Annotated in this window: 28 protein-coding genes; 24 read left to right on the top strand and 4 right to left on the bottom strand. The window is 68.4% G+C overall.

What is annotated here, in order from left to right:
- Positions 1-366 precede the first annotated feature (366 nt).
- The 5 genes from AX769_RS15410 to trmD all read left to right on the top strand — a co-directional run bounded on the left by AX769_RS15410 (position 367) and on the right by trmD (position 2,918).
- Complete coding sequence (locus tag AX769_RS15410; RefSeq protein ID WP_066281072.1) at positions 367-756, top strand: helix-turn-helix transcriptional regulator; 390 nt, start codon at positions 367-369, stop codon at positions 754-756.
- 130 nt (positions 757-886) lie between these two features.
- On the top strand, positions 887-1,318 hold the full coding sequence (rpsP, locus tag AX769_RS15405) for a 30S ribosomal protein S16 (RefSeq protein WP_066281071.1): 432 nt from the start codon (positions 887-889) through the stop codon (positions 1,316-1,318).
- Between the two features lie 3 nt (positions 1,319-1,321).
- Positions 1,322-1,558, top strand: coding sequence for an RNA-binding protein (locus AX769_RS15400; RefSeq protein WP_066281069.1), 237 nt, complete (start codon positions 1,322-1,324; stop codon positions 1,556-1,558).
- Between the two features lie 19 nt (positions 1,559-1,577).
- Complete coding sequence (gene rimM, locus AX769_RS15395) at positions 1,578-2,183, top strand: ribosome maturation factor RimM (RefSeq protein WP_066283809.1); 606 nt, start codon at positions 1,578-1,580, stop codon at positions 2,181-2,183.
- A 9-nt stretch (positions 2,184-2,192) separates the two neighbouring features.
- Entirely contained in the window at positions 2,193-2,918 is a 726-nt protein-coding gene (trmD, locus tag AX769_RS15390) for a tRNA (guanosine(37)-N1)-methyltransferase TrmD (protein ID WP_066281067.1), read from the top strand.
- A gap of 6 nt (positions 2,919-2,924) precedes the next feature.
- Here the strand turns inward: trmD and map are convergent, their stop codons facing one another.
- Positions 2,925-3,695, bottom strand: coding sequence for a type I methionyl aminopeptidase (map, locus tag AX769_RS15385; protein ID WP_066281064.1), 771 nt, complete (start codon positions 3,693-3,695; stop codon positions 2,925-2,927).
- A gap of 200 nt (positions 3,696-3,895) precedes the next feature.
- Here map and rplS point away from each other — a divergent pair, with 200 nt between their 5' ends.
- The 9 genes from rplS to AX769_RS15340 all read left to right on the top strand — a co-directional run bounded on the left by rplS (position 3,896) and on the right by AX769_RS15340 (position 11,243).
- Positions 3,896-4,246 (top strand): 50S ribosomal protein L19, encoded by a 351-nt coding sequence (gene rplS / locus AX769_RS15380; protein ID WP_055958791.1) that lies wholly within the window; start codon positions 3,896-3,898, stop codon positions 4,244-4,246.
- 144 nt (positions 4,247-4,390) lie between these two features.
- Positions 4,391-5,140 carry a signal peptidase I gene (gene lepB / locus AX769_RS15375; RefSeq protein WP_066283806.1) on the top strand — a complete coding sequence of 250 codons (750 nt, stop codon included), beginning with the start codon at positions 4,391-4,393 and terminating at the stop codon, positions 5,138-5,140.
- Positions 5,141-5,158: 18 nt separating this feature from the next.
- Entirely contained in the window at positions 5,159-5,794 is a 636-nt protein-coding gene (locus AX769_RS15370; RefSeq protein ID WP_066283803.1) for a ribonuclease HII, read from the top strand.
- 17 nt (positions 5,795-5,811) lie between these two features.
- Positions 5,812-6,135 carry a DUF2469 family protein gene (locus AX769_RS15365; protein ID WP_066281062.1) on the top strand — a complete coding sequence of 108 codons (324 nt, stop codon included), beginning with the start codon at positions 5,812-5,814 and terminating at the stop codon, positions 6,133-6,135.
- A 127-nt stretch (positions 6,136-6,262) separates the two neighbouring features.
- Positions 6,263-6,628, top strand: a complete 366-nt coding sequence (locus AX769_RS15360; protein ID WP_066281060.1) for a YraN family protein — start codon at positions 6,263-6,265, stop codon at positions 6,626-6,628.
- Entirely contained in the window at positions 6,625-8,160 is a 1,536-nt protein-coding gene (locus AX769_RS15355; RefSeq protein ID WP_066281057.1) for a YifB family Mg chelatase-like AAA ATPase, read from the top strand. The genes AX769_RS15360 and AX769_RS15355 overlap by 4 nt, the downstream gene beginning before the upstream one ends.
- Positions 8,157-9,386, top strand: a complete 1,230-nt coding sequence (gene dprA, locus AX769_RS15350; RefSeq protein WP_239451812.1) for a DNA-processing protein DprA — start codon at positions 8,157-8,159, stop codon at positions 9,384-9,386. The genes AX769_RS15355 and dprA overlap by 4 nt, the downstream gene beginning before the upstream one ends.
- Before the next feature lie 9 nt (positions 9,387-9,395).
- Positions 9,396-10,310, top strand: a complete 915-nt coding sequence (locus AX769_RS15345; RefSeq protein ID WP_066281055.1) for a metallophosphoesterase — start codon at positions 9,396-9,398, stop codon at positions 10,308-10,310.
- 12 nt (positions 10,311-10,322) lie between these two features.
- Entirely contained in the window at positions 10,323-11,243 is a 921-nt protein-coding gene (locus tag AX769_RS15340) for a tyrosine recombinase XerC (protein WP_066281053.1), read from the top strand.
- Positions 11,244-11,286: 43 nt separating this feature from the next.
- Here AX769_RS15340 and AX769_RS24110 read toward each other — a convergent pair whose 3' ends face one another.
- Positions 11,287-11,856 carry a M23 family metallopeptidase gene (locus AX769_RS24110; protein WP_157887663.1) on the bottom strand — a complete coding sequence of 190 codons (570 nt, stop codon included), beginning with the start codon at positions 11,854-11,856 and terminating at the stop codon, positions 11,287-11,289.
- A 175-nt stretch (positions 11,857-12,031) separates the two neighbouring features.
- On the opposite strand from AX769_RS24110, the gene AX769_RS15330 reads away from it, so the two are divergent.
- The 10 genes from AX769_RS15330 (at position 12,032) to AX769_RS15285 (ending at position 20,641) form a co-directional block, all read left to right on the top strand.
- On the top strand, positions 12,032-13,477 hold the full coding sequence (locus AX769_RS15330) for a sugar porter family MFS transporter (protein WP_066281050.1): 1,446 nt from the start codon (positions 12,032-12,034) through the stop codon (positions 13,475-13,477).
- A gap of 270 nt (positions 13,478-13,747) precedes the next feature.
- Positions 13,748-14,743, top strand: coding sequence for a 30S ribosomal protein S2 (gene rpsB, locus AX769_RS15325; protein ID WP_066281048.1), 996 nt, complete (start codon positions 13,748-13,750; stop codon positions 14,741-14,743).
- Between the two features lie 48 nt (positions 14,744-14,791).
- Entirely contained in the window at positions 14,792-15,625 is an 834-nt protein-coding gene (gene tsf / locus AX769_RS15320) for a translation elongation factor Ts (protein WP_066281046.1), read from the top strand.
- Between the two features lie 99 nt (positions 15,626-15,724).
- Complete coding sequence (gene pyrH, locus AX769_RS15315; protein ID WP_066281043.1) at positions 15,725-16,444, top strand: UMP kinase; 720 nt, start codon at positions 15,725-15,727, stop codon at positions 16,442-16,444.
- A 106-nt stretch (positions 16,445-16,550) separates the two neighbouring features.
- Positions 16,551-17,066, top strand: coding sequence for a ribosome recycling factor (gene frr / locus AX769_RS15310; RefSeq protein ID WP_066283794.1), 516 nt, complete (start codon positions 16,551-16,553; stop codon positions 17,064-17,066).
- A gap of 8 nt (positions 17,067-17,074) precedes the next feature.
- Entirely contained in the window at positions 17,075-18,049 is a 975-nt protein-coding gene (locus AX769_RS15305) for a phosphatidate cytidylyltransferase (protein ID WP_082763853.1), read from the top strand.
- Positions 18,050-18,116: 67 nt separating this feature from the next.
- A complete protein-coding gene (locus AX769_RS15300; protein ID WP_066281039.1) occupies positions 18,117-18,665 on the top strand; it encodes a DivIVA domain-containing protein in 549 nt (182 codons plus the stop codon).
- Between the two features lie 222 nt (positions 18,666-18,887).
- Complete coding sequence (locus AX769_RS25335; protein WP_239451811.1) at positions 18,888-19,568, top strand: lytic transglycosylase domain-containing protein; 681 nt, start codon at positions 18,888-18,890, stop codon at positions 19,566-19,568.
- Between the two features lie 54 nt (positions 19,569-19,622).
- Positions 19,623-19,919 carry a hypothetical protein gene (locus tag AX769_RS15290; RefSeq protein ID WP_066283788.1) on the top strand — a complete coding sequence of 99 codons (297 nt, stop codon included), beginning with the start codon at positions 19,623-19,625 and terminating at the stop codon, positions 19,917-19,919.
- Complete coding sequence (locus tag AX769_RS15285; protein WP_066281036.1) at positions 19,916-20,641, top strand: alpha/beta hydrolase; 726 nt, start codon at positions 19,916-19,918, stop codon at positions 20,639-20,641. The genes AX769_RS15290 and AX769_RS15285 overlap by 4 nt, the downstream gene beginning before the upstream one ends.
- A 49-nt stretch (positions 20,642-20,690) precedes the next feature.
- Here AX769_RS15285 and AX769_RS15280 read toward each other — a convergent pair whose 3' ends face one another.
- Together AX769_RS15280 and AX769_RS15275 are read right to left on the bottom strand one after the other, a co-directional pair.
- Positions 20,691-21,749, bottom strand: coding sequence for an AI-2E family transporter (locus AX769_RS15280; protein ID WP_066281033.1), 1,059 nt, complete (start codon positions 21,747-21,749; stop codon positions 20,691-20,693).
- Positions 21,746-23,497 (bottom strand): hypothetical protein, encoded by a 1,752-nt coding sequence (locus AX769_RS15275; protein WP_066281025.1) that lies wholly within the window; start codon positions 23,495-23,497, stop codon positions 21,746-21,748. The genes AX769_RS15280 and AX769_RS15275 overlap by 4 nt, the downstream gene beginning before the upstream one ends.
- Positions 23,498-23,645 lie beyond the last annotated feature (148 nt).

Below are 23,645 nucleotides of genomic sequence, written 5' to 3'. Positions count from 1 at the left end.
CACTTCCCGCCGGCGCAGGTCGGCCTGAATTCAGTTCGCGAAGTCGATGCCGCCCGACCGATCCTGAATTCAGGCCGACTTGTAAGTCCAAAAAAGCGATACACCTGTCTTCGGGGTCGGGGTCGGGGTCGGGGTCCGAGGTCGAGCCCGTGGCCACGTGCGCCGGCCAAGGCGCTCCTGTCCTCCACAGGGCACCTGTGACGGCGCCAGCCGACCCCGGCCTGTGGACAAGCGGGGTCACCTCTTCTCGAGCGACGACGCTGGCAGCATGGCACCGGACGGAAACCCTCAGATGAACCCCTGGCAGGTGATGGCCCACCCGGTCGTCGCTACCTCTTCGATCTGCTCGCCGAGTGGGAAGCGCCGGTGCGCGAGATCGCCGAGATGGTGCAGTGCAACTACGGCATCGGGTGGCCGGCCGTGACCCGGCATCTCAAAATCCTTCACGCCAGCGGGTTCGTCAGAGTCCGGCGCGACTGGAACGAGAGGTACTACCGGCTGGACGACGGTGCCATCGGTCGTCTGGAAGAGAGCGTCGCCGAGCTCCGGCAGCGCTGGAACGAGCGACGCGGAGCCGGTTACTTCGCGCCCAGCGACATCGAAGACGACCGGTGGCCCGCGCCGCGTCGAGCCCGGCGTGGCCCGACCGCTGAGGAGGACATCGCGAGGATCATGATCGAGCACGGGTTCGATCCCGACACGGGCAAACCCCTGGCGCGGGGGATTAGCCAGAACGGGGCGGGTCTGACACAATGAGAGGTCGAGTCTGCGACCACCCGACCCTCTAATCAGGTGATCAGCATGACCCCATCAGAGCTTTCGAGCCGAGTGTGCCCCCACGCTCACGGCTAGCAACTCGCACCGAAACAATGCACACAGGAGAATTGTGGCTGTCAAGATCCGTCTCAAGCGACTCGGAAAGATTCGCGCACCGTATTACCGCATCGTCGTCGCCGACGCGCGCACCAAGCGCGACGGTCGTGTCATCGAAGAGATCGGCAAGTACCACCCCACCGAAGAGCCGTCGCTGATCGAGGTCGACTCCGAGCGTGCGCAGTACTGGCTCGGCGTGGGCGCACAGCCGACCGAGCAGGTCGCGGCGCTGCTCAAGCTGACGGGCGACTGGGGTCGCTTCAAGGGCGACAAAGACGCCGTCAGTACTGTCAAGACCAAGGCCCCGAAAGCGGCCTTCGTCGCCGACGAGAAGAAGAAGCCCGTCCTCGTTCCCAAGAGCGAGAAGCCAGCGGCCAAGACTGCGGCCGCTCCTGAGGCTCCCGCCGACGCCGCCACCGAGCCGGCCGACAGCACCGAGGCGTAGTCAGTGCTCGCACCTGCACTCGAACACCTCGTCCGGGGGATCGTCGATCACCCGGACGAGGTGCAGGTGGTCTCGAAGACCTCCCCGCGCGGCGACGTGCTCGAGGTTCGTGTCCACCCCGAAGACCTCGGGCGCGTCATCGGGCGCGCCGGGCGCACTGCCAAGGCGCTCCGCACCCTCGTCACGGCTCTCGCCGACGGCAAGCGCGTGCGGGTCGACGTCGTCGACACCGATTTCTGATTCGGTGACCGACCGACGCATGCCTGACGACGAGCGCACCCGCCTCCGGGTCGGCCGTCTCACCAAAGCTCACGGGCTGAAGGGCGCTCTCAAGCTCGAGCTCTTCACCGACGCCCCCGAAAAGCGCTTCGTGCCCGGGGCCGTCTTCTCCCTCCAGGTGCCCGACGAGTCGCCGTGGCACGGCAAGATCCTCGAGCTGGCAGAGCTGCGCTGGTACAACTCGCACCCGGTCGGCTTCTTCACCGGCGTCGACGACCGCACCACCGCCGAGACCCTCGTCAAGGCGATCCTCTGGGTCGAACACGAAGGCATCGAGGTCTCGGACGAGCCCGACGCCTGGTTCGACCACCAGCTGGTCGGGCTCCGCGTCGTCCGCGACGGCGTCGAGGTCGGCACGATCTCGCGCGTCGATCACCTTCCGACCCAGGATCTCCTCGCCGTCGGCACGACCTCGGGCGAAGTCCTCGTGCCGTTCGTGAACGCCATCGTCCCGAGCGTCGACCTCGCCGCCGGCATCGTCACGGTCACGCCTCCGACAGGGCTCTTCGAAGAGATCCCCGACGACGAGTCGACTCCCGTCGAGCCGGCACCGGCCAAGCCCACACCGGCCGATCCGACCGAGTAGGCCTGAGCGATGCGCATCGACATCGTCACGATCTTCCCCGAGTTCTTCGGGGTGCTCGACGTCTCGCTCGTGGGCAAGGCCCGCCAGTCAGGCCTCCTCGACGTGCGAGTCCACGACCTCCGTGACTACACCCACGACCGCCACCGCACCGTCGACGACACCCCGTACGGCGGCGGCGCCGGCATGGTGATGAAACCCGAGCCGTGGGGCGAGGCGCTCGACGCGATCCTGGCCGTCGCCGATCAGACCGAGCCGCAGGATCCTGGTGTCTCGTCGGTCGTGATCGTCCCGTCGCCCGCCGGCCGACCTTTCACACAGAAAGAGGCCCGAGACCTCGCCACGGTCGATCACCTGGTCTTCGCGTGCGGGCGCTATGAGGGCATCGACCAGCGCGTCATGGACCACGCCGCCACGCGTCCCGGTGTCGAGGTGCGCGAGATCAGCCTCGGCGACTACGTGCTGAACGGAGGTGAAGTCGCGGCGATCGCCATGATCGAAGCCGTCGGGCGCCTCGTTCCGGGCATGGTCGGCAACCCCGAGAGCCTCACCGAGGAGAGCCACGAGGACGGCCTGCTCGAATACCCGAGCTACACGAAGCCTTCTGCCTGGCGCGGCCACGAGGTGCCTGCGATCCTGCTCGGTGGCAACCACGGCGCGATCGCCGCGTGGCGGCACGACCAGCAGGTCGAGCGCACGCGTCGTGTCCGCCCGGACCTCCTGCCCGACCAGCCGTAGTTCGGTCTAGCCGCGAGCGGTGAGGACGAGCGGCCCGTCGGGCGTGATGGCGACGGTGTGCTCGACGTGTGCCGCTCTGCTGCCATCGGCGCTCCGCAACGTCCAGCCGTCCTTGTCGGTGTAGATCTCGTCGGTCGTCACCATCAGCCACGGCTCGATCGCGATGACGAGCCCGGGCTTCAGCGGGAACCCGCGACCGGCGCGGCCGTCGTTCGCGACGTGAGGGTCGCCATGCATCTCGGTGCCGACGCCGTGGCCGCCGAACTGCATGTTGACGCCGTAGCCGGCCTCGTGCGCGACGGCGCCGATGGCCGCCGAGACGTCGCCCAGCCGACCGCCGGGTTGAGCGGCCGAGATGCCCGCCTCGAGCGCCCGCTCGCAGGTGGCGATGAGCTTGGAATCCTGCGGAGTCTCATCGCCGCCGACGACGAAGCTGATCGCACTGTCGGACACCCAGCCGTCGAGCTTCGCTGCGAAGTCGAGTGTGAGCAGGTCACCCCTGGCGAGACGGTAGTCGTGGGGGAGACCGTGCAGGACCGCGTCGTTGACCGAGGTGCAGATGACCTTTCCGAAGGGCCTCGCCCCGAACGACGGGTGGTAGTCGATGTACGAGCTCTCGGCGCCGGCCGCGGTGATCATGCGGTGCGCGAGGGCGTCGATCTCGAGGAGGTTGACCCCGGGGTTGGCAGCGTGGCGGGTGGCTTCGAGGACGGATGCGACGAAGCGGCCGGCTGGTCGCATCGCCTCGATCTCGGCCGGGGTTCGCAGATCGATCATGAGACCATTGTGGCCTGCCCGGCTCGGTGCGTCTTCTTACGGCGACGGGCGTAGCCGATCAGAGCCCGTCTATGGCACAATGGACGCTTGTGCCCGCGCACGACTCTGCCACAGGGGAGTCGGCCCTTCCGAGGCACGACTTTCCTTCCCATCATTCACACCCGCGGTCGACCTGTGGCGGTTGCAGAGAGCGAACCATCATGAGCCACATCCTCGACAGTCTGGATGCCGCGTCGCTTCGCAGCGATGTCCCCGACTTCCGCGCCGGCGACACCGTCAAGGTCCACGTGAACATCATCGAAGGCACGCGCTCGCGTGTCCAGGTGTTCCAGGGCGTCGTCATCGGCCGCCAGGGCGACAGTGTCCGCGAGACCTTCACCGTCCGCAAGGTGAGCTTCCAGGTGGGCGTCGAGCGCACGTTCCCCGTGCACTCCCCGGTCATCGATCACATCGAGCTGGTCAGCCGCGGCGACGTGCGTCGCGCCAAGCTGTACTACCTTCGCGAGCTCCGCGGCAAGAAGGCGAAGATCAAAGAGAAGCGCGACAACTAGTCAGGCGCTCCCAGCGCTTCTGCAAGAACCGAGCTCCCCGCCCAGTATCATTCAGCGGGGAGTTCGGTGATTAACATGACAGATGACACGGCATCGCACGGTGCGACGGCGCCTGACGAGACAGCGGCCGACGACACGGGCGTGATGCGGCGACTGCGGCGGGGCCTGCAGACGCCTTCGGGTGACGAGAAGGCACCGCGGAAAGGCGGCGGCTGGCGCTTCCTCCGCGACATCGTCATCATCTTCCTCGCGGCGCTGCTGATCTCTTTCCTCATCAAGACGTTCCTGGTCCGGTCGTTCTACATTCCGTCGGCTTCGATGGAGAACACGCTTCAGATCAACGACCGCATCATCGTGAACGAGCTGGTGCCGAACGTCTCGCCGATCAAGCGCGGCGACGTCATCGTGTTCACAGACCCCGGGGGATGGCTCGACGGCGCGCCCCAGACGGCGAGCGACTCGAGCAGCAACCCGGTGATCCACGGCATCCAGTGGGCCCTCACCCAGGTCGGGCTCGGCACACAGGACAGCGACGACCACCTGGTCAAGCGCGTCATCGGCCTTCCCGGCGACAAGGTCGCCTGCTGCAACGCGTTCGGGCAGATGACGGTCAACGGCGTCCCGCTCGACGAGCCGTACACGAAGCTGCCTCCGGGTGTCACCCGCGAGTCGCAGAACGACTTCTCGGTCACCGTGCCGAAGGGGTCGCTCTGGGTCGAGGGCGACAACCGCTACGACTCGGCCGACAGCCGATACCAGACGAGCACGCCCAGCAAGGGTTTCGTGCCCGAGTCGGACGTCGTCGGCAGGGCGTTCGTGATCACCTGGCCCTCGAGTCGTTGGGGGTTCATCAGCGACTATCCGAACGTCTTCGACGGGACGGGCAAGAATTAGCCGCACAATGGGATCGTGATGGCAGTGATCGAACCGACGATGGAGCTCGAGCGAGAGCTCCATTCTTCCGGCGCTCACTGGGTGGTCGGCTGCGACGAGGTCGGCCGCGGCGCGATCGCGGGCCCGGTGGCCGTCGGTCTGAGCGCCGTCGTCGCGACGTTCGAGCCTCTGCCGCAGGGGCTCCGCGACAGCAAGCTGCTCAGCGAGAAGCGGCGCGAAGAGCTCTACCCGCAGGCCCTCGACTGGAGCGCCGTCTCGGCCGTGGGCCTCGCCGATGCGAACGAGGTCGACGAGATCGGCATCATCAAGGCGCTGGGGCTGGCCGGCCGACGGGCTCTCGTGCAGTTGCACGAGGCGGGCGTCGAGATCCTGCGCTCCGTCGTCGTCCTCGACGGCAACCACGACTACCTGACGCCGGCACTGAAGTCGGCGCCGCGTGTCATGACCCGGATCAAGGCCGACCGCGACTGCGGCTCGGTCGCGGCCGCGTCGGTGATCGCCAAGGTGCATCGCGACCGGCTCATGATCGGTCATGACGACGTGCATCCGGGCTACGGCTGGAAGGCCAACAAGGGCTACGGCTCGACCGGTCACTACGACGCGCTCCAGGCCCTCGGCCCCTCGCCGCTGCACCGTCTCACCTGGCTGCACTGACGTAAGATGATCCGGCAATGGACGACGACGATTTCGAAGACTACGACCGCGAGGTCGAGCTGGCGCTCTACCGCGAATACCGCGACGTGGTGTCGCAGTTCCGCTACGTCATCGAGACCGAGCGGCGGTTCTATCTCGCGAACGAGGTCGACCTCGTGCGCCGCGACACCGAGCACGACTTCTACTTCGAGTTGACGATGAACGACGTCTGGGTGTGGGACGTCTATCGGTCGGACCGCTTCGTGAAGTCCGTCCGCGTGCTCACCTTCAAAGACGTCAACGTCGAAGAGCTCACCACTCGCGACCTCGAGCTGCCGAAAGAGCTCGCGCTCGACGAGTAGGCGCTCCCCGTAGGCGCGGCTCGTCCTCTCCTCCACAGGAGGGGCCTCGGCCGGAGTTGTCCACAGATCGTCGTTCCGGCCCTCGTCGCCGACCGTCTCTCGACCATCCTCATCGCAGGAGGTCGACATGACGACAAGCAGAGAACTCGGCAGACGCGGCGAAGAGGTCGCCGCCCACTACCTCGAACGCGCGGGCTACCACGTGCTCGAGACCAATTGGCGATGCCCCGAAGGCGAGGCTGACATCATCGCGGTGGACCGCGAGGCGGGCGATCTCGTGGTCGTGGAGGTCAAGACCCGCCGCGGCCATGCCGCAGGTCACCCTTTCGCAGCGGTCACGCCCGACAAGCTCACGAGACTCCGCAGACTCGCCGTCGTGTGGAAGAGCACGCACGCGGTCGCGCAGCGGGGTCTCCGCATCGATGTCGTCGGCGTCACGGTGTGGCCCGACGGGTCGGAGATCATCGAGCACCTCGAGGGGGTGGCGCCGTGAGTGTCGCGCGGACGCGAGCCGTCTCGTTGCTGGGGCTCACGGGAGCCCTCGTCGAGATCGAGGCCGACATCAGCGACGGCCTACCCGGCTTCCTGTTGATCGGCCTGCCCGACACATCGCTGGGCGAAGCGCGCGATCGGGTGCGGGCCGCCGCGGTCAACTCCGGCTGCGCCCTGCCGCCGCGAAAGCTCACGATCAACCTGTCGCCGGCCGCCCTGCCCAAGCACGGCTCGTCGTTCGACCTGGGCATCGCCGTCGCGGCTCTTGCAGCGGCCGAGCTCGTCGATCGCGAGTCGATCGAGCGGGTGGTACATCTCGGTGAGCTGGGTCTGGACGGGCGCCTGAGGCCGGTGGACGGAATCCTGCCCGCCGTCCTCGGTGCAGCGCAGGCCGGGGCGAGCATCGTGATGGTTCCCACCGCCAACGGCGATGAAGCGTCGCTCGTGCCGGGGATCCGGGTGGTGCCGGTGGCCTGCCTCCGCGACGCCGCCATCTGGCACGGCGGCGACTTCGAGCCCGAGCCGGTCGAGCCGCTCGTCCGACCGAGAGCGGCGGAGTCGGAGACGACCGCCCTCGAGCTCTCCGACGTCATCGGCAACGCCGCGGCCGTCGATGCGCTCATCGCGGCGGCCTCGGGCGGCCACCACCTGCTGATGGTAGGGCCGCCCGGCGCGGGCAAGAGCATGCTGGCGGCGCGGCTGCCCGGCATCCTGCCCGATCTCGAGGCGGATGCGGCCCTGGAGGTGTCATCGCTCCGGTCGCTGAGCGGGCTCGGCGTCGAGGCCCAGCTGGAGGTGCGGCCCCCGTACGAGAGCCCGCACCACTCGTGCAGTGCGGCGGCTCTCGTGGGCGGTGGCAGCACGGTGATCAGGCCGGGCGCGGCTTCGCTCGCATCGAGGGGCGTGCTCTTCCTGGACGAGGCACCGGAGTTCGCGACGACGGTGCTCGACTCCCTGCGCCAGCCGCTCGAGTCGGGCGAGATCACGATCCATCGCGCCCGGGCGACAGCCCGCTTCCCGGCCCGTTTTCAGCTCGTGCTCGCCGCGAACCCCTGCCCGTGCGGGCAGTACGGCGCGCGCGACATCGCGTGCACGTGTTCGCCGACCGCGCGTCGCCGCTATCTCGGGCGGCTCTCGGGCCCCCTGGTCGACAGGATCGACATGCAGCTTCGGGTCTCGAGAATCGACTCGGCTCAGTTCCGGCTGGCGACCAACGGCGGATCGACGACGGTGTCGAGCGACGAGGCGCGCGGGCGCGTGGTCGAGGCACGGGCTCGAGCACGGCATCGTCTTCGAGACACACCGTGGCTGCTCAACTCGGAGGTGCCGGGGCAGTGGCTCCGAAGCGGCGAGCAGCGCCTCGGCCTCGAACAGACCTCGGCGATCGACCGGGCGCTCGAAAGCGGTTCGCTGACGATGCGCGGCTACGATCGAGTGCTGCGACTCGCCTGGACGCTCGCCGATCTCGGCGGCATCGGCCGGCCCGATGCGAGCCACGTCGGCGGCGCTCTCGCGCTCAGGAGGTCGCTGTGATCGCGGCGGGCCTCTACGCGGCCTTCAGCGATGCCGAGATCGCCGACATGCTCCGGGGTGTGGGGCGCTCGCCCGACGACGACGTCTTCGCATCGGCCGTGTGGTCGTGTCTCGTCGAGCCCGGCGACGGGGTCGGAGGTCTGCTGCGGAGGACGTTCGGGCCGGCCGGGGCGCTGGCGTCACTCGCCTCCGGCGATGACGAGGTGAAGGCGTCGATGGCCGCCGTCGGCGAGGACGCCGATAGGGTCGATCTCGCGGCGGCCCGACGCCGATGGGCGCCGCGCTCCACCCTCACCGTCGTGCGGACGGCTTTCCGCTTCGCGAGCGTGCTCGGCATCCGGCTGGTCGTCCCGGGCGATACCGTCTGGCCCGGCGCTCTCGACAGCCTCGGCGACCACGGCCCGGCGGCCCTGTGGGTGCGGGGCCGGCCCGAGACGCTGGCAGTCGGGCCGAGCGTCGCCCTGGTCGGGTCACGCGCGGCCTCGGCCTACGGCGAGCAGGTGGCGGCCGAGCTCGCCAACGGGCTCGTGGGCCTCGGCGTCGGCGTCCATTCGGGTGGGGCCTACGGGGTCGACGGGATGGCGCATCGGGCCACCCTCGCAGCCTCCGGGGCGACGATCGCGATCATGGCCGGGGGAGTCGACAAGTACTACCCGCCGGGCAACCACGACCTGCTGCAGAGGGTGGCCGACGAGGGGGCCGTCATCGCCGAGGTCGCTTGCGGCACGTCGCCCAGCCGGTGGCGATTCCTCCAGCGCAACAGGTTGATCGCGGCACTGACGGCTGGCACCGTCGTGGTCGAGGCGGGGCACCGCTCGGGCGCGCTCAACACCGCGTCGCACGCGCGCTCCCTCGATCGTCCGATCGGAGCAGTGCCCGGGCCCATCACGTCGCCGGCCTCCGCCGGATGCCATCGCCTGATGCGCGACCCCGACGTGGCCTGCGTGACAAGCGCGGCCGACATCCTGGAGATGATCCGGCCGAGCCTGGTTGCCGCCGACGTGCGACTGGGTCCGCAACGCGACAGCCCCGACGAGATGCGGCTACTGGATGCGCTCTCGCAGCGCCGCGCGCGAAGCGAGGCCGAGCTCGCGGCCCGCGCCGGGTTGGACGAGGCCGTGGTGCGGGCGACGCTGGCCGTGCTCGAACTCGACGGGCGGGCGGCCGAGCGCGACTCGGGCTGGGTGCGCTGCGCGTCTCCCCGCCCCGGCGAGCCGCGTGGCTAGGCTGGCTGCGTGACTTCAAGCATCCGGCCGCCGGCACCCGACTTCACCGTCGCCCACCTGAGCGACACGCACTTTCTGGCGGATCGCGCACCGTGGGGCGGCGTGATCGACACCGACGTGCAGATCACCTCGGCGCTGGCACAGCTGGAGCGCTCGGGCCGCCGACCCGACGCGATCGTCATCACGGGCGACCTCACCGACCTCGGCCAGCCCGAGGCCTACAAGCGCCTCCGGGCCATCGTCCAACCGGTGGCCGACGAGCTCGGCGCCGAACTCGTCTGGGTGATGGGCAACCACGACGCACGCCCCGTCTACTCGCGAGAGTTCTTCGGCATCGAGCTCGAAGGCGCCGACGAACAGCATCCCCAGGATCGCGTGTACGACGTCGGTGGCCTCCGAATCATCGCTTTCGACAGTACGGTGCCCGGCTACCACCACGGCGACGTCGACGGGGCGCAGCTCGAGTGGCTCGCCGGGGTGCTGGCCGAGCCTGCTCCGCACGGCACCCTGCTCGCCCTGCACCACCCGCCGATCAAGACGCCGCTCGAGCTGATGAACCTGCTGCAGCTGCAGCACCAGGACGAGCTTGCCGAAGTCGTGCGCGGCACCGATGTTCGCGCGATCCTGGGTGGGCACTTGCACTACTCGACGTTCGGGCTGTTCGCCGGGGTGCCGGTGTCCGTCGCGTCGGCCACGTGCAACACGATGGATCTCACCGCCCCGCCCCGCGAACTGCGCCAGATCGACGCTCTCCGCACGTTTTCGCTCGTGCACGTCTACCCCGACGGCATCACGCACTCGACCCTTCCCGTTGACGACTACGTGCCCGTCGACACTCTCGACTCCGATTTTCTCGCGCGGATCGAGGCTCTGCCGCCCGACGAGCAGTTCGAGCGCTTCAGCCGCAAGCGCCCCGTCGACTGACTGGGGGCCACCATGTCGACCCTGGCTCGCGACGTCGAAGAGTTCCTGGCGCACCTTCGCCACGCGCGGGGGCTGAGCGACAACACGGTGCGCGCCTACGGCACCGATCTCGATTCGCTCGTCGCCCACGCGCGAAAGCGGATTGACGGCGAGCCCGACACTTCCGGCCTCGACCTCGAGACACTGCGCGACTGGCTCTGGGCCGCCAGCGAGATCGGGCTGGCCCGGGCGACTCTGGCCCGAAGATCAGCATCGGCCCGGGGGCTCACCAAGTGGCTGCACGAGTCCGAGCGCATCGGCGCCGACGTCGGGGTCCGACTCCGGGCGCCGAAAGCCGAGAGCCGCCTACCGCGAGTGCTCACGCGAGCGCAAGTGGACGGCATCCTGTCGTCGCTCGCCGCCGCTTCGGCCTCCGGCGACGCCGGGGCCCTCCGTGACCTCGCGGTGATCGAGTTGCTCTACGGCGCGGGCCTCCGTGTGGGAGAGCTCGTCGGTCTCGACCTCGGCGGCGTCGATCTCGAGCGCCTCACCGTCCGCGTGCTCGGTAAGGGGGCCAAACAGCGCGTCGTGCCGTTCGGCGTGCCGGCGGCAGCGGCCCTCGGGGCCTACCTCGACCGTGGGCGGCCCGCGCTGGTGCCCGGTGGCGGCCCCGCCCCGAGGGCGTTCTTCCTCGGTGCGTCCGGCCGGAGGCTCGGTTCGCGGGCCGTCTATACGCTGGTGGCCAGGATCCTCGAGCCGCTGCCCGGTGGCGGCCCCGCCGGCCCGCACGCTCTGAGGCACACGGCAGCGACCCACCTCCTCGACGGAGGGGCGGACCTGCGAGCGGTCCAAGAGCTGCTGGGGCATGCGAGCCTCGGCACGACGCAGATCTACACGCACGTCTCGACCGAACGTCTCCGCGAGAGCTACCGGTCGGCCCACCCCCGCGCCTGACGCGGCGCGACCAGGAGGGTGGCATCGCGCCACAGAGACTGCGTCACGGCAGCGACTCCGTCGGCAGCAGAACCGACGGCGGCAGTTCGCCGAGCAGCAGCAGCGGCGACACGTAGTCGCCATCGACGCGCGCCCCGAGGTGAAGGCAGGCCGACTCCGGGCAGTGACCGGGGCGCAGGATGCCGATCGCCTGGCCTCGAGAGACCGCCTCGCCCGCCGCAACGGTCGCGTCGACCGGCTCGAAGCTCGACAGGACGCCTCCCGCGTGCTCGAGCGAGAGCACAGGCCTGTCGACGACGGTCCCGGTGAAGTGCACGCGGCCCGAGTCGGGCGCGTGGACGATCGCCCCCGGGGCGGCGGCGATGTCGATCCCGCGGTGACCGGGAGACCAGACCATCTCCGGTGCGTCGTACCCGCGGATGACGTCATGCGGCGACGGGACGGGCCACGACCAGCGCGGCAGTGCGTGGTCGCCCGGAGCTTTCCGGGCGGCGGGGCCCGCAGCGGCACCGGAGCCCACAGAGACCACGGAGCCGAGGGACGCCGCAGGCGATGCGACCGCCAGCGCGCTGACAAGGGCGCCACAGGCGGCGAGCACCAGAAAGGCGGGCAAACGACGGAGTCGAGGGGCAGAATCGGTGGGACAGCGCATGCGGCAAGAGTGCACCGTCCGGTCCGGCTCGTGGATCGGAGTATTGTGCATGTTGTGCACAACGACTCGTGCGCACCGATTGTGGGGGAGTGGTGATCACGAGTCGCCCCTTCCCGTGAGGGAAAAGAGATCTGAAGTGTCCGAAGCGACAACCACCCCACCCGACGAAGCGAGACGACTCGACCGGAGGGTCACCGCCCTCGCCATCGTGGCCGCGATCGGCGGCTTCCTCTTCGGCTTTGACTCGTCCGTCATCAACGGTGCGGTCAACTCGATCGGGACGACTTTCCACATCCCCTCGGCCGCGTCCGGCATCGTCGTCGCTTCGGCTCTCATCGGCTGTGCCGTGGGTGCCTATCTCGGCGGTCGCTTCGCCGACCGCTGGGGTCGCATCCGGGTGATGTTCATCGCGGCGATCCTGTTCTTCGCCAGCTCGATCCTCGCGGGTCTCGCGTTCGCCACCTGGGACTTCATCATCTGGCGTCTGGTCGGGGGTCTCGGCATCGGCATCGCGTCGGTCATCGCACCGGCCTACATCTCCGAGGTCTCGCCGAAGGGCATCCGCGGCCGCCTCGGGTCGTTCCAGCAGCTCGCGATCACGTTGGGCATCTTCGCCGCTCTCGGCTCCGACCAGCTGTTCGCCGTGATCGGCGGCTCCGCCGACGCCATGATCGGCCCATTCGCGGCATGGCGCTGGATGTTCCTCGTCGGCATCATCCCGTCGGTCGTCTACGGCATCCTCGCCCTGCGGCTCCCCGAGTCGCCACGCTATCTGGCCGGCGAGGGGCGGCGAGAGGAAGCGCGAGACGTGCTCAAGCAGATCGTCCCGACCGAGACGGTCGAGACGAACCTCCACGACATCGAAGACGCCATCAAAAAAGAGGCCGACCTCACCAAGAAGTCGAGCATCCGCGGCAACCGCTTCGGTCTCAAACCGATCGTCTGGATCGGTATTATCCTCGCGATCTTCCAGCAGTTCGTCGGCATCAACGTGATCTTCTACTACTCGACGACCCTGTGGCAGGCCGTCGGCTTCAAGGAGTCGCAGTCCTTCTTGATCTCCACCATCACCGCTGTCGTCAACGTGGCTGTCACCTTCGTGGCCATCGCCCTGGTCGACAAGGTGGGTCGTCGCCCCATGCTGCTGTGGGGCTCCGTCGGCATGACCGTCAGCCTCGCGTTCATGGCCATCTCGTTCAGCCAGTCGCACATGGTGAACGGCGCGCCCCAACTGCCCGGCGCCTGGGGCCCGATCGCCCTGGTCGCGGCGAACATCTTCGTGATCTCGTTCGGCGCCACCTGGGGCCCGCTCATGTGGGTGCTGCTCGGCGAGATGTTCCCGTCCAACATCCGTGCGGCAGCCCTCGGCATCGGCTCGAGCGCCAACTGGATCGCGAACTTCGTGGTTACCGTCGCATTCCCCGCGTTGGCCGCAGTCAGTCTCACGCTCTCGTACGGCATCTTCGCCTTCTTCGCGCTGCTGTCGATCTTCTTCGTGTTCTTCAAGATCAAAGAGACGAAGGGCCGCTCGCTCGAAGAGATGGGCACCGAAGAGCTGCAGGGGGCGACCGCAAGCGCCTGACCCCAGGATCCTGCTGGTCACCCGGTCACGGGCGCCCCGTCCTCCGCAGGGAGACGGGGCGTTCGTGGTGTTAGTATTGCCACGCAGTCTGCTCAGCAGGCTGACTTCGCGTGCCCAGTCCGCCCCGTGCGGCATCACCGGCCTCCGCTCCCACTCGGTCCCTCTCACGAGGGCGGGAGTGCGCTCGGGCACCAGGCAGCGGCGACCGACCGGTCGTCCACTCAACCGAAAAGACGTGCGCGCGTGCGCTCGTAGAACAGGAGAACGGCCATGGCCGTCGTCACCATCCGCCAGCTGCTCGACTCGGGTGTCCACTTCGGGCACCAGACCCGCCGCTGGAACCCGAAAGTGAAGCGCTTCATCCTCGCCGAGCGTTCGGGCATCCACATCATCGACCTGCAGCAGTCGCTCGGCTACATCGACAAGGCCTACGACTTCGTCAAAGAGACGGTCGCCCACGGCGGCACGATCCTCTTCGTCGGCACCAAGAAGCAGGCTCAGGGCTCCATCTCCGAGCAGGCCATCCGCGTGGGCCAGCCCTACGTCAACCAGCGCTGGCTCGGTGGTCTCCTGACCAACTTCCAGACGGTCTCGAAGCGCCTCGCTCGCATGAAAGAGCTCGAAGAGATCGACTTCGACGACACCACTCAGGGCTTCACCAAGAAAGAGCTCCTGATCAAGAAGCGCGAGCTCGACAAGCTGCACAAGACGCTCGGCGGTATCCGCAACCTCACGAAGACGCCGTCGGCCCTGTGGGTCGTCGACACCAAGAAGGAGCACCTCGCGATCGACGAGGCCAAGAAGCTGGGCATCCCGGTCATCGGCATCCTCGACACGAACTGCGACCCCGACGAGATCCAGTTCCCGATCCCGGGCAACGACGACGCGATCCGTTCGGTGGGCCTGCTCACGCGCATCGTCGCCGACGCCGCGGCCGAGGGCCTGATCCAGCGTCACCAGAAGCCGGAAGAGGGCGAGACCCCCGTCGAGCCGCTCGCCGAGTGGGAGGCCGAGCTGCTCGCGCAGACCACCGAGGCGGACGACGTCCAGGCCGTCGACCTGCGTGAGGCCGTCGCCTCCGTGGGCAAGAAGACCGACGCCCCCGAGCCGACCGAAGAGAACGACGCCGACGCTCAGGTCGAGGGCAAGGAGATCGGCGAGCCGGTCGCGAGCCCCGTCGCCGAGGCGGACCCCGAGGTCGCGAACGCGGTCGACCCCGACGCCGCTGCGATCGACGCCGCCGCTGACGCTGCTGCCTCCAAGTAACACCTTCTTTTCTCCGCAAGCCTGATCCACGAAAGGGTGGGCACATCTATGGCCAACTACTCACTCGCCGACGTCAAGGTCCTTCGCGACCGTCTCGGCGCCGGCATGCTCGACAGCAAGAACGCTCTGGTCGAGGCCGAGGGCGACCTCGAGAAGGCGATCGAGATCCTGCGCGTCAAGGGTCTGAAGGGCGTGGCCAAGCGCGAAGGCCGCACCACGACGGCCGGTCTCGTCACGGCGTCGGCTCCTGAGGCTGCGGGCACCGCGACCATCATCGAGCTGGCCAGCGAGACCGACTTCGTCGCGAAGAACGACAAGTTCATCGCTCTGGCCGAGAACGTCCTGAAGGCTGTCGCGGCTTCGGGTGCGACCACCGCCGAGGCCGGCAACGCCGCACCGCTCGAGGGCAAGACCGTCGAGGCCTTCGTCAACGACGAGGCCGCCCTGCTCGGCGAAAAGGTCGAGCTCCGTCAGGTCCAGGCCGTGGCGGGCGACGAGTTCGCGATCTACCTGCACAAGACCTCCAAAGACCTGCCCCCGCAGGTCGGCGTGGTCGTGGGCTACACCGGCGGCGACGCCGAGACCGCTCGCTCGATCGCTCAGCACATCGCCTTCGCCGCGCCGACGTACCTGTCGCGCGACGAGGTCCCGGCCGACGACGTGGCGCGCGAGCGTGCCATCGTCGAGGAGACCGCGAAGAACGAGGGCAAGCCCGAGCAGGCTCTGCCCAAGATCATCGAGGGTCGCCTGACCGGCTACTTCAAGGAGATCGCCCTCCTCGACCAGGCCTACGCCAAAGACAGCAAGCTGTCGGTGCAGAAGGTCCTGGAAGAGGCCGGCATGACCGTCCAGGGCTTCGCCCGGATCAAGGTCGGCGCGTAATCCAACCGTGAACGGGGCCTGAGACGAGAGATCGTCTCGGGCCCCGTTTCCATGCGCCCGCTAACCTGACACGAGCCACTACGAGGGAGAAGACGACCCATGAAGACCCCCAAGACCAAACGCCGACGAGTCCTTCTCAAGCTTTCCGGGGAGGCGTTCGGCGGCGGCTCGCTGGGTGTGAACCCTGACGTGGTCAGCCAGCTGGCCCAGGAGATCGCCGAGGCGTCGACCGACGTCGAGGTCGCGATCGTCGTCGGCGGCGGCAACTTCTTCCGCGGCGCCGAGCTGAGCCAGCGCGGAATGGATCGCGGTCGCGCCGACTACATGGGCATGCTCGGCACCGTGATGAACGCTCTCGCCCTCCAAGACTTCTTGGAGCAGACCGGCGCCTCGACGCGCGTCCAGTCGGCGATCGCGATGACCCAGGTCGCCGAGCCCTACATTCCTCGCCGGGCTGGGCGTCACCTCGAGAAGGGCCGCATCGTCATCTTCGGCGCCGGAGCCGGGCTGCCCTACTTCTCGACCGACACGGTGTCCGCTCAGCGTGCCCTCGAGATCGGGGCCGACGAGGTCCTGGTCGCCAAGAACGGCGTCGACGGCGTCTACTCGGCCGACCCGCGCACCGACCCCGACGCCACGAAGTTCGACCGCCTCACCTACCAGGAGGCACTCGTGCAGGGTCTCAAGGTCGTCGACTCGACCGCGTTCAGCCTGTGCATGGACAACGGGATGCCCATGCACGTGTTCGGCATGGAGGGCGAAGGCAACATCGCCCGCGCCATCCGGGGCGAGCGCATCGGCACTCTCGTCAGCAACTGACGAGCCCGGCGGGGGAGCGGAATGCACCGGCCCGCGCGGGTAAGCTGAACCAGACATAAGGAGCACTGTGGCCATCACTGACGTACTGACCGAGACCCGCGACAAGATGGGCAAGGCCGTGGAGGTCGCGAAAGACGACTTCAACACGGTCCGCACCGGTCGGATCAACCCCGCGCTGTTCCAGAAGATCCCCGTCGACTACTACGGCACGCCCACGCCGCTCGCCCAGCTCGCGTCGCTGCAGGCCCCCGAGGCACGGACGCTCATCGTCACGCCCTACGACAAGACGGCGCTCAAAGAGATCGAGCGCGCCATCGCGACATTCCCGAACCTCGGTGCCAGCCCGACGAACGACGGCACGATCGTGCGCGTGACGATCCCCGAGCTGACGCAGGACCGTCGCAAGGAGTTCGTCAAGATCGTGAAGACGAAGGGCGAGGACGCCAAGGTGGCGATCCGCAACATCCGCCGCCGCGCCAAGGACGACCTCGACGCTCAAGACGAGGTCGGCGAAGACGAGATCGCTCGTGCCGAGAAGGAGCTCGAGGCCATCACCAAGAGCCACGTCGACGCTATCGACGAGGCCCTGAAGAAGAAGGAAGCGGAGCTCCTCGAGGTCTGATGCCTTCTATGGACGACGACTCACACGGTGACGAGCACACCCCCGCACAGCACGACAGAACCCACGATCGAGCACTGAACGCTCGGCACGACATCGAAGAGCAGCTGCGCACACAGCGCGCCCGCCTCGAGGCCGGCAACGAGAAGCTGAAGGCCCGGACCGGCCGCAACCTGCCGGCCGCCATCGGCATCGGCATCGGCCTGGGCGGTGCCGTGCTGGTCAGCCTCATCCTCATCAAGGCGCTCTTCATGATCGTCGCCGTGGTGTTGATCTTCTTCATCGTCTTCGAGTTGACGACGGCCATCCGCACGGCGGGCCGCGACGTTCCGCGGCTGCCGAGCGTGCTGGTCGGCATCGCCATCGTGCCGGCCTCGTTCTACTTCAAGGCCGAGGGTCAATGGCTGACTCTCATCGGCGGCATCGTCTTCGTCTCCCTCTGGAGACTCGCGCTGCAGCTCGGCTCCGCCCGACGGACTGGCGCCGTCGATCTCTGGCGCGACCTCGGGTCGGGCGCCTTCGTGCAGATCTACACGACCTTCCTCGGGTCGTTCCTCGTGCTGCTCACCGCCCAGAACGGCGGCCAGTGGTGGGCGCTCGGCACGCTCATCGTCGTGATCTCGGTCGACACCGGGGCGTACGCCACCGGGCTGTCGTTCGGCAAGCACCCGATGGCGCCCCGGATCAGCCCGAAGAAGACGTGGGAAGGTTTCGCCGGGTCGGTCGCCGCCGCCATGATCGCCGGCGTCATCATCTCGATCTTCATGATCCACCAGCCGTGGTGGCTCGGCCTCGTCCTCGGCGCGGTCCTGACGCTGACGGCGACCATGGGCGACCTGACCGAGTCGCTGATCAAGCGCGACCTCGGCATCAAAGACATCTCGACCTGGCTGCCGGGCCACGGCGGCTTCCTCGACCGGCTCGACAGCACCCTGCCCTCTGCGGTCGTCGCGTACGCGCTGTACCTGATCTTCGCCACGCGATAGCCGGTCGATAGCCGGTCGACAGTCGCTTCTGACGCTCTTCGAGGGCGGCGTACGGCACAATGGGCGAGTGAGTTCGACATTCCCCCAGGTGAGCGGTTCCCAGCGCGGCTACGACGTGAAGCAGGTCGAGGACTTCCTGCTGGAGGCGCGGAAGGCGTACGCGGGAGACTCCGACGCGCCGGCCGTGACTGCCGAGAGCATCCGGCAGACCGCTTTCGCCATGGTCAAGCACGGCTTCGAACCGGCACCTGTCGACTCGGCCCTCGAGAGACTCGAAGACGCCTTCGCGATCCGTGAGCGCGATCGTGTCCTGCGCGAGACGGGTGACGAGACCTGGTTCTCCGAGGCCCGCGGCATGGCCGAGGCCATCGTCTTGCGTCTCGAACGGCCCGAGGGGCATCGCTTCGATCGCGTGTCCGTCCTCTCCGTGGGGTACCACCCGGTCGACGTCGATCGCCTCGTGACGCAGCTGAAGGGGTACTTCTCCGAGGGCGAAGCGCTCAGTATCGAAGACGTGCGCACGAGCGTCTTCCGAGCCAAACGGGGCGGGTACCGAGAGGGCCAGGTCGACCTCGTTCTCGACAGCGTGGTGGATGTGATGCTCGCCGTTCGGTGAGTCGCCCTTGGCGCCTCGTGATCCGTCCGTTATAGTTGACGAACTTATGGGTAGGCACGCGGCAGTTCACGTATCCGGTAGTAATCGTTCCGTCCGGTCGGGCGTCGAAGGACCCCGGAGGTCCGCACGACCCGCCGGGGCGGTCAGCAACCCTCGGGCGGTCAGCACCCCTCGAAGGCTCAGCGACCCCGAACGCTCAGCACTCAGGTCGGAGTGCCGCGGGTGGCCACGGCGTCTGCCTTCCGCGGCCCGGTCATCACGCGCAAGCGTGTCGTCCTCCCTCTCGTCGGGTTCGCGGCGACGTTCGCGTTCATCTCCGGCTCGCTGATCAACCCCATCTCGGGCGCGTACGCCTCCACCGCTCCGGCTTCCGACGCCGTCACCCCCGCCGTGTCGACGCACGTGGCCGGGCAAGAATACGTCGTGGCCTCCACCGCAGATCCGTCTGCGGCGCGCGACGGCTACACCGTCAACTACACGTCTCCCGTCGTCAAGAAGGCGAAGGTCGTCGTCACGCCGACCACCACGGCCAGCACCGCGACCTCCGGCGCTGCGGCGACCACGAGCACCACGGCGACGGCTCCGGCGGCCGGCACGCCCGACCCGGGCAGTGCTCAGGCCATCGGCGCCCAGATGGTCGCCGCGCACGGTTGGGGCACCGATCAGTTCAACTGCCTCGTCTCGCTGTGGAACAAAGAGTCCGGCTGGAACGTCTACGCGTCCAACCCCAGCGGCGCCTACGGAATCCCGCAGGCTCTTCCCGGAAGCAAGATGTCGAGCGCGGGCGCCGACTGGCAGACCAGTGCCGCCACTCAGATCACCTGGGGCCTCGGTTACATCTCCGGCCACTACGGCACCCCCTGCGGCGCCTGGGCCCACTCCGAAGCCGACAACTGGTACTGATCGGCACTGTCGTTGACGAAGGCCGAGCCGCCGTCACCGACCCCGATCGCAGCCATGCCCCGCAGCAACCGACCCCGTCGCGATCCCGGTCGCGACGACGACGAGTCGGGCTACCTGTCGCGCATCCTCTACGGCGGCCAGCACACCGAGGTGCGGCGCGGCCGCGCATTCACCGTGCAGTCGATCGCGGGCACGTCTTCGGTCAAGGTGTACATCTGCCCCGGCTGCAGCCTGCCCATCGAGCAGGGCACGCCTCACATAGTCGCGTGGCGGGCCGACGGCCTGTTCGGCGAAGAGGCCGACCTGGCCGCCCGACGCCATTGGCACAACCACTGCTGGAGGATCTCGTGAGCGAGACCGAGTTCGAGATCCGCGGCGGGGTCGAACTGCCCGCCATCCGTCGGGACATCGAACTGCACACAGAAGACGGTCTGACCCTCGTCGGTGAGCTCGCCGTGCCGGTCGACAGGGCCCCGGTGGCGACGTTGCTGACCCTGCATCCTCTGCCGACCGCTGGTGGCTTCATGGACAGCCACATCATCCGCAAGGCCGCCGCCCGGCTCCCGGCGCAGGCCGACCTCGCCGTGCTGCGTTTCAACTTCCGCAGCGTGTCGTCGCCGCGCGGCACGTCCGAGGGAGAGTTCGGCGACGGCGAGACCGAGCGGTTCGACCTCGCTGCCGCCGTGCGGTTCATCGAGGCCGAGGGCCTGCCGACACCGTGGCTTGTGGGGTGGTCGTTCGGCACCGAGGTCGCGATCAAGCACGGCCTCGAGCACAGGATCGCCGGGGCGATCCTCCTGTCGCCCCCGCTCCGGCGTGCGACGGATGCCGAGCTCGGTCGCTGGGCGGGCTCGGGCAGCCGACTGATCGCAGTCGTTCCCGAGTTCGACGACTTCCTGCGCCCCGCCGAGGCCCGTGAGCGTTTCGCGCTGGTGCCGGAGACCGAGCTCATCGAGGTCGAGAGCGGCAAGCACCTCTGGGTCGGCGAGAGCCAGACCAGGCGGGTGCTGACCGAGATCGTTCGGGTCGTCAACCCGCAGGCCCTGCCGCTTGCCGAGGTCTGGCCGGCCTGACGCGTGCCTTCGGGGGCTCACGCCGCCTCTGCGGCCAGGGTCAGCCGCGTCAGCGCTCGTTCTGCCGGGGTATGACGACCTCGCGCACGATCAACAGCACCGCCCCTGCGACGGGCACGGCGATCAGAGCCCCGAGCACGCCGAGCAGCGTGCCACCGACGAGAGCGGCGATGATGACGATGACGCCGGGGATCTTGACGGCCTGCCGCATGACTCGAGGCGAAAGCACGTACGCCTCGACCTGCATGTAGATGAGATACCAGACGGCAAGCGAGATCCAGGTGGCCGGCGACGTCGGCAGCAGCGCCACCTGGGCGACGACGATCACGGCGGCGGCACTGACCGTGCCCACGAGCGGGATCAGGGCGCCGATGAACGCGAGGAAGGCGAAGAAGGCCGGCAGATCGGCCTTGAGGATCGACAGGACGATGAAGCTCAGGACCCCGTTCAGCAGCGCCAGAGCCACCTGGCCGATCACGTACCGCCCGACTGAAGCGCTGATGGCGTCGGCGAGACGGGCGAACTCGCTTCGGCTCGACTTCGGCACCAGCTGATAGAGCCCGTGCTTCATGCTGTTCAGCGACGCCATGAAGTAGAGCGTCAGGATCAGCACGATGACCGTGCCGGCGACGCCGTTCGTGATGGCGACGCCGACAGCGAGCACGCCGCCGCCGATCGTCACGATGTTCTTCGGGTCGGTCAAGAACGACACCACGGTGCTGAGGGCGCTCTGCACGTTGAAGACGCTCTTCGGCACGAGCGCCTGCAGGTTGTCGACGAACTGCTGAGCAGTGAGGCTCTGCAGGTAGGTCGCGAGGTTGTTGACGAGGTCGGTGGTCTGGCTCACGATCGTCGGCACGATCGCGAAGACGACGCCGACGAAGGCGGCGAGCACCGCGATCATCACGATGGTGATCGCGAGTGCCCTCGGAACCTTCCGTTTTTCGAGGAATGCGACGACCGGGTCGAGACCGAGGGCGAGGAAGATGGCGACGCCGACGTAGGTCAGGATCGTGGAGAGCTCGCCGAGGGCCGTCCCGATGAGGATCGCGGCGAGGACGCCGAGGCCACCGAGCAGACCGAGTCGGAAGGCGCCGTGGATCCTCACTCGGGTGACACCTGTTCGGCCTGACCGATCATGCCGCGGATGTTCTCGAAGTAGGCCGCGACCGAATCGCGCTCGCGGGTGATGTCCGCGAGGCGCTCTTCGGCGTCGCCGATGATGTCGCGCGCGTGACGCTCGGCGTCCTTCACCAGGAAGTCGGCGCGCGACTGGGCGTTGCTCAGGGTTTCACCGGCGACCCGCTCGGCATCCTGGCGCGTGGTGCGCGCCTCGTTGTAGGCAGTCTCTTCGGCCTCGCGGGCCTCGCGGCGCTTCGTCTCGGCGCGTTCGGTAGCGTCGGCGAGCTGTGCGTTGGCCTCGTCGAGGTAGGTCTGCGTCTCGGCGACCGCGTCGTTGTGGCGGCTGATGAAGTCCTGCTCGGCTTCGTCGCGTTTCGTCGCGAGCTCGAGCTCGAGGCTCGTGCGCGCCTCGGCGGACTCGCGCTCGAGAGCGGCTGTGATCTGGTCGCGCTCGGCGGTGATCTCGGCTTCGAAGATCTCGCGCTCGTTGCGCAGGCGCGCGCGCTGATCCTCGTCGTCGTGGGCGAGCCGCGCCCGGGTCTCGGCCAGATCGGCTTCCAGGTCGGACTTCGCCTGCGCCTCGTCGGCGGCGAGCCGCGCCTCCTGGTCGGCGACCTCGCGAGCGAGCCCCTCGCGGGTCTGCTCGAGGTCGCGATCGATCTGCTCGCGCGTCTGGCGCGTGGTTCGCTCGATCTCTTCGCGGCTGGCGGTCTTCGCGGCCTCGATGTCGTTGTGCGCTTCTTCGACCTCGCGGTCGAGGTCGGCGCGGGTGGTCTCGGCCTCGCGCTCGAGGGCGAGCCGGGTGGCCGTGGCATCGGTTTCGAGGGTCGCGCGTGCGGAGGTGATCTCGCGCTCGAGGGCGGCCCGCTGGTTGTCGGCGTCGTCGGCCAGCTCTTCCCGGGTGTTGAGGACTTCGCGGTCGAGGGCGTCCCGACGGCTCGTCACCTCGTGGTCGAGCTCGGAGCGAGTCGTCTCGTCGAGCCGCGCGAGGTCGTCGCGAACCGTGCTGGCCTCGAGGTCGAGGGCGGCCCGCTGGCGCTCGGCGTCGCTGTCGAAGCGGGCGCGACCCTCCTCCGTCTGGCGGGCCAGGTCGGCGGCGCCTTCTCGGGCCTCGGCGACCTCGGCGGCTGCCGTGGAACGAAGCTCGGCGACCTCTCGTTCGGCCTCGGAGCGCATGGCGGCGGCTTCGCGGTGGGCGGTCGCCAGGGCCTCCGCTGCCTCGGTGCCGGCGGTGGCGCGCGTGACGGAGGCGTCGCGCTCGGCGTCCGCGAGAAGGGCGGCAGCGTCGGTGCGGGCTCGTTCGACGAGGCGATCGGCCTCGCCTGTCGACTCCTCGACCTGGGCTGCCGCGCGGCCGCGGGCGTCGTCCAGCATGTCGGCGGCGCGGTCCTTCGCGTCTTCCAGCGCGCGCTGAGCCTCGGCCGACGACGACTCACGGAGGTCGGAGGCGTCCTTCTCGGTCTTGCCGATCAGCTCCTTCGACTGCTCTTCGGCCAGACGGAGGGTGTTCTCGAGTTTGGCGCCGAGCCCGCGGTAGCTGGGAGCGCCGACCTCGTCGAGCTCGTCCTCGAGCTCGGCGATCTTCTGCGAGAGCTGCCGGCCCTGGTCGGCCGCCTCGGCGCGGTCGTTGTTGGCCTTGATCAGCTCGCGGCGGAGGTCGCCCAGGGCCTTGTCGACCTCTTCTTTGCGGTAGCCGCGCAGCTCGGTGCCGAATTCTGCCTCATCAGTGGCCACGTTGTCTCCTGGGTCATAGCGCTGGAGCCCGTCAAGGGCGAACCCCCGTATTTTAGCGGGAACGGGACGAGCGAGGGCTGGGTAGGTTGCTCTCAGAGACGTCGGGTAACCTGAACCGTCTTAAATTCGCTGCCGCTGCGCCCGACGG

The organism is Frondihabitans sp. PAMC 28766 (assembly GCF_001577365.1).
Taxonomy (GTDB): Bacteria; Actinomycetota; Actinomycetes; order Actinomycetales; family Microbacteriaceae; genus Frondihabitans.
The sequence above is the reverse complement of the archived record's forward strand: the minus strand, read 5'-3'. Positions and strand labels throughout refer to the sequence as shown.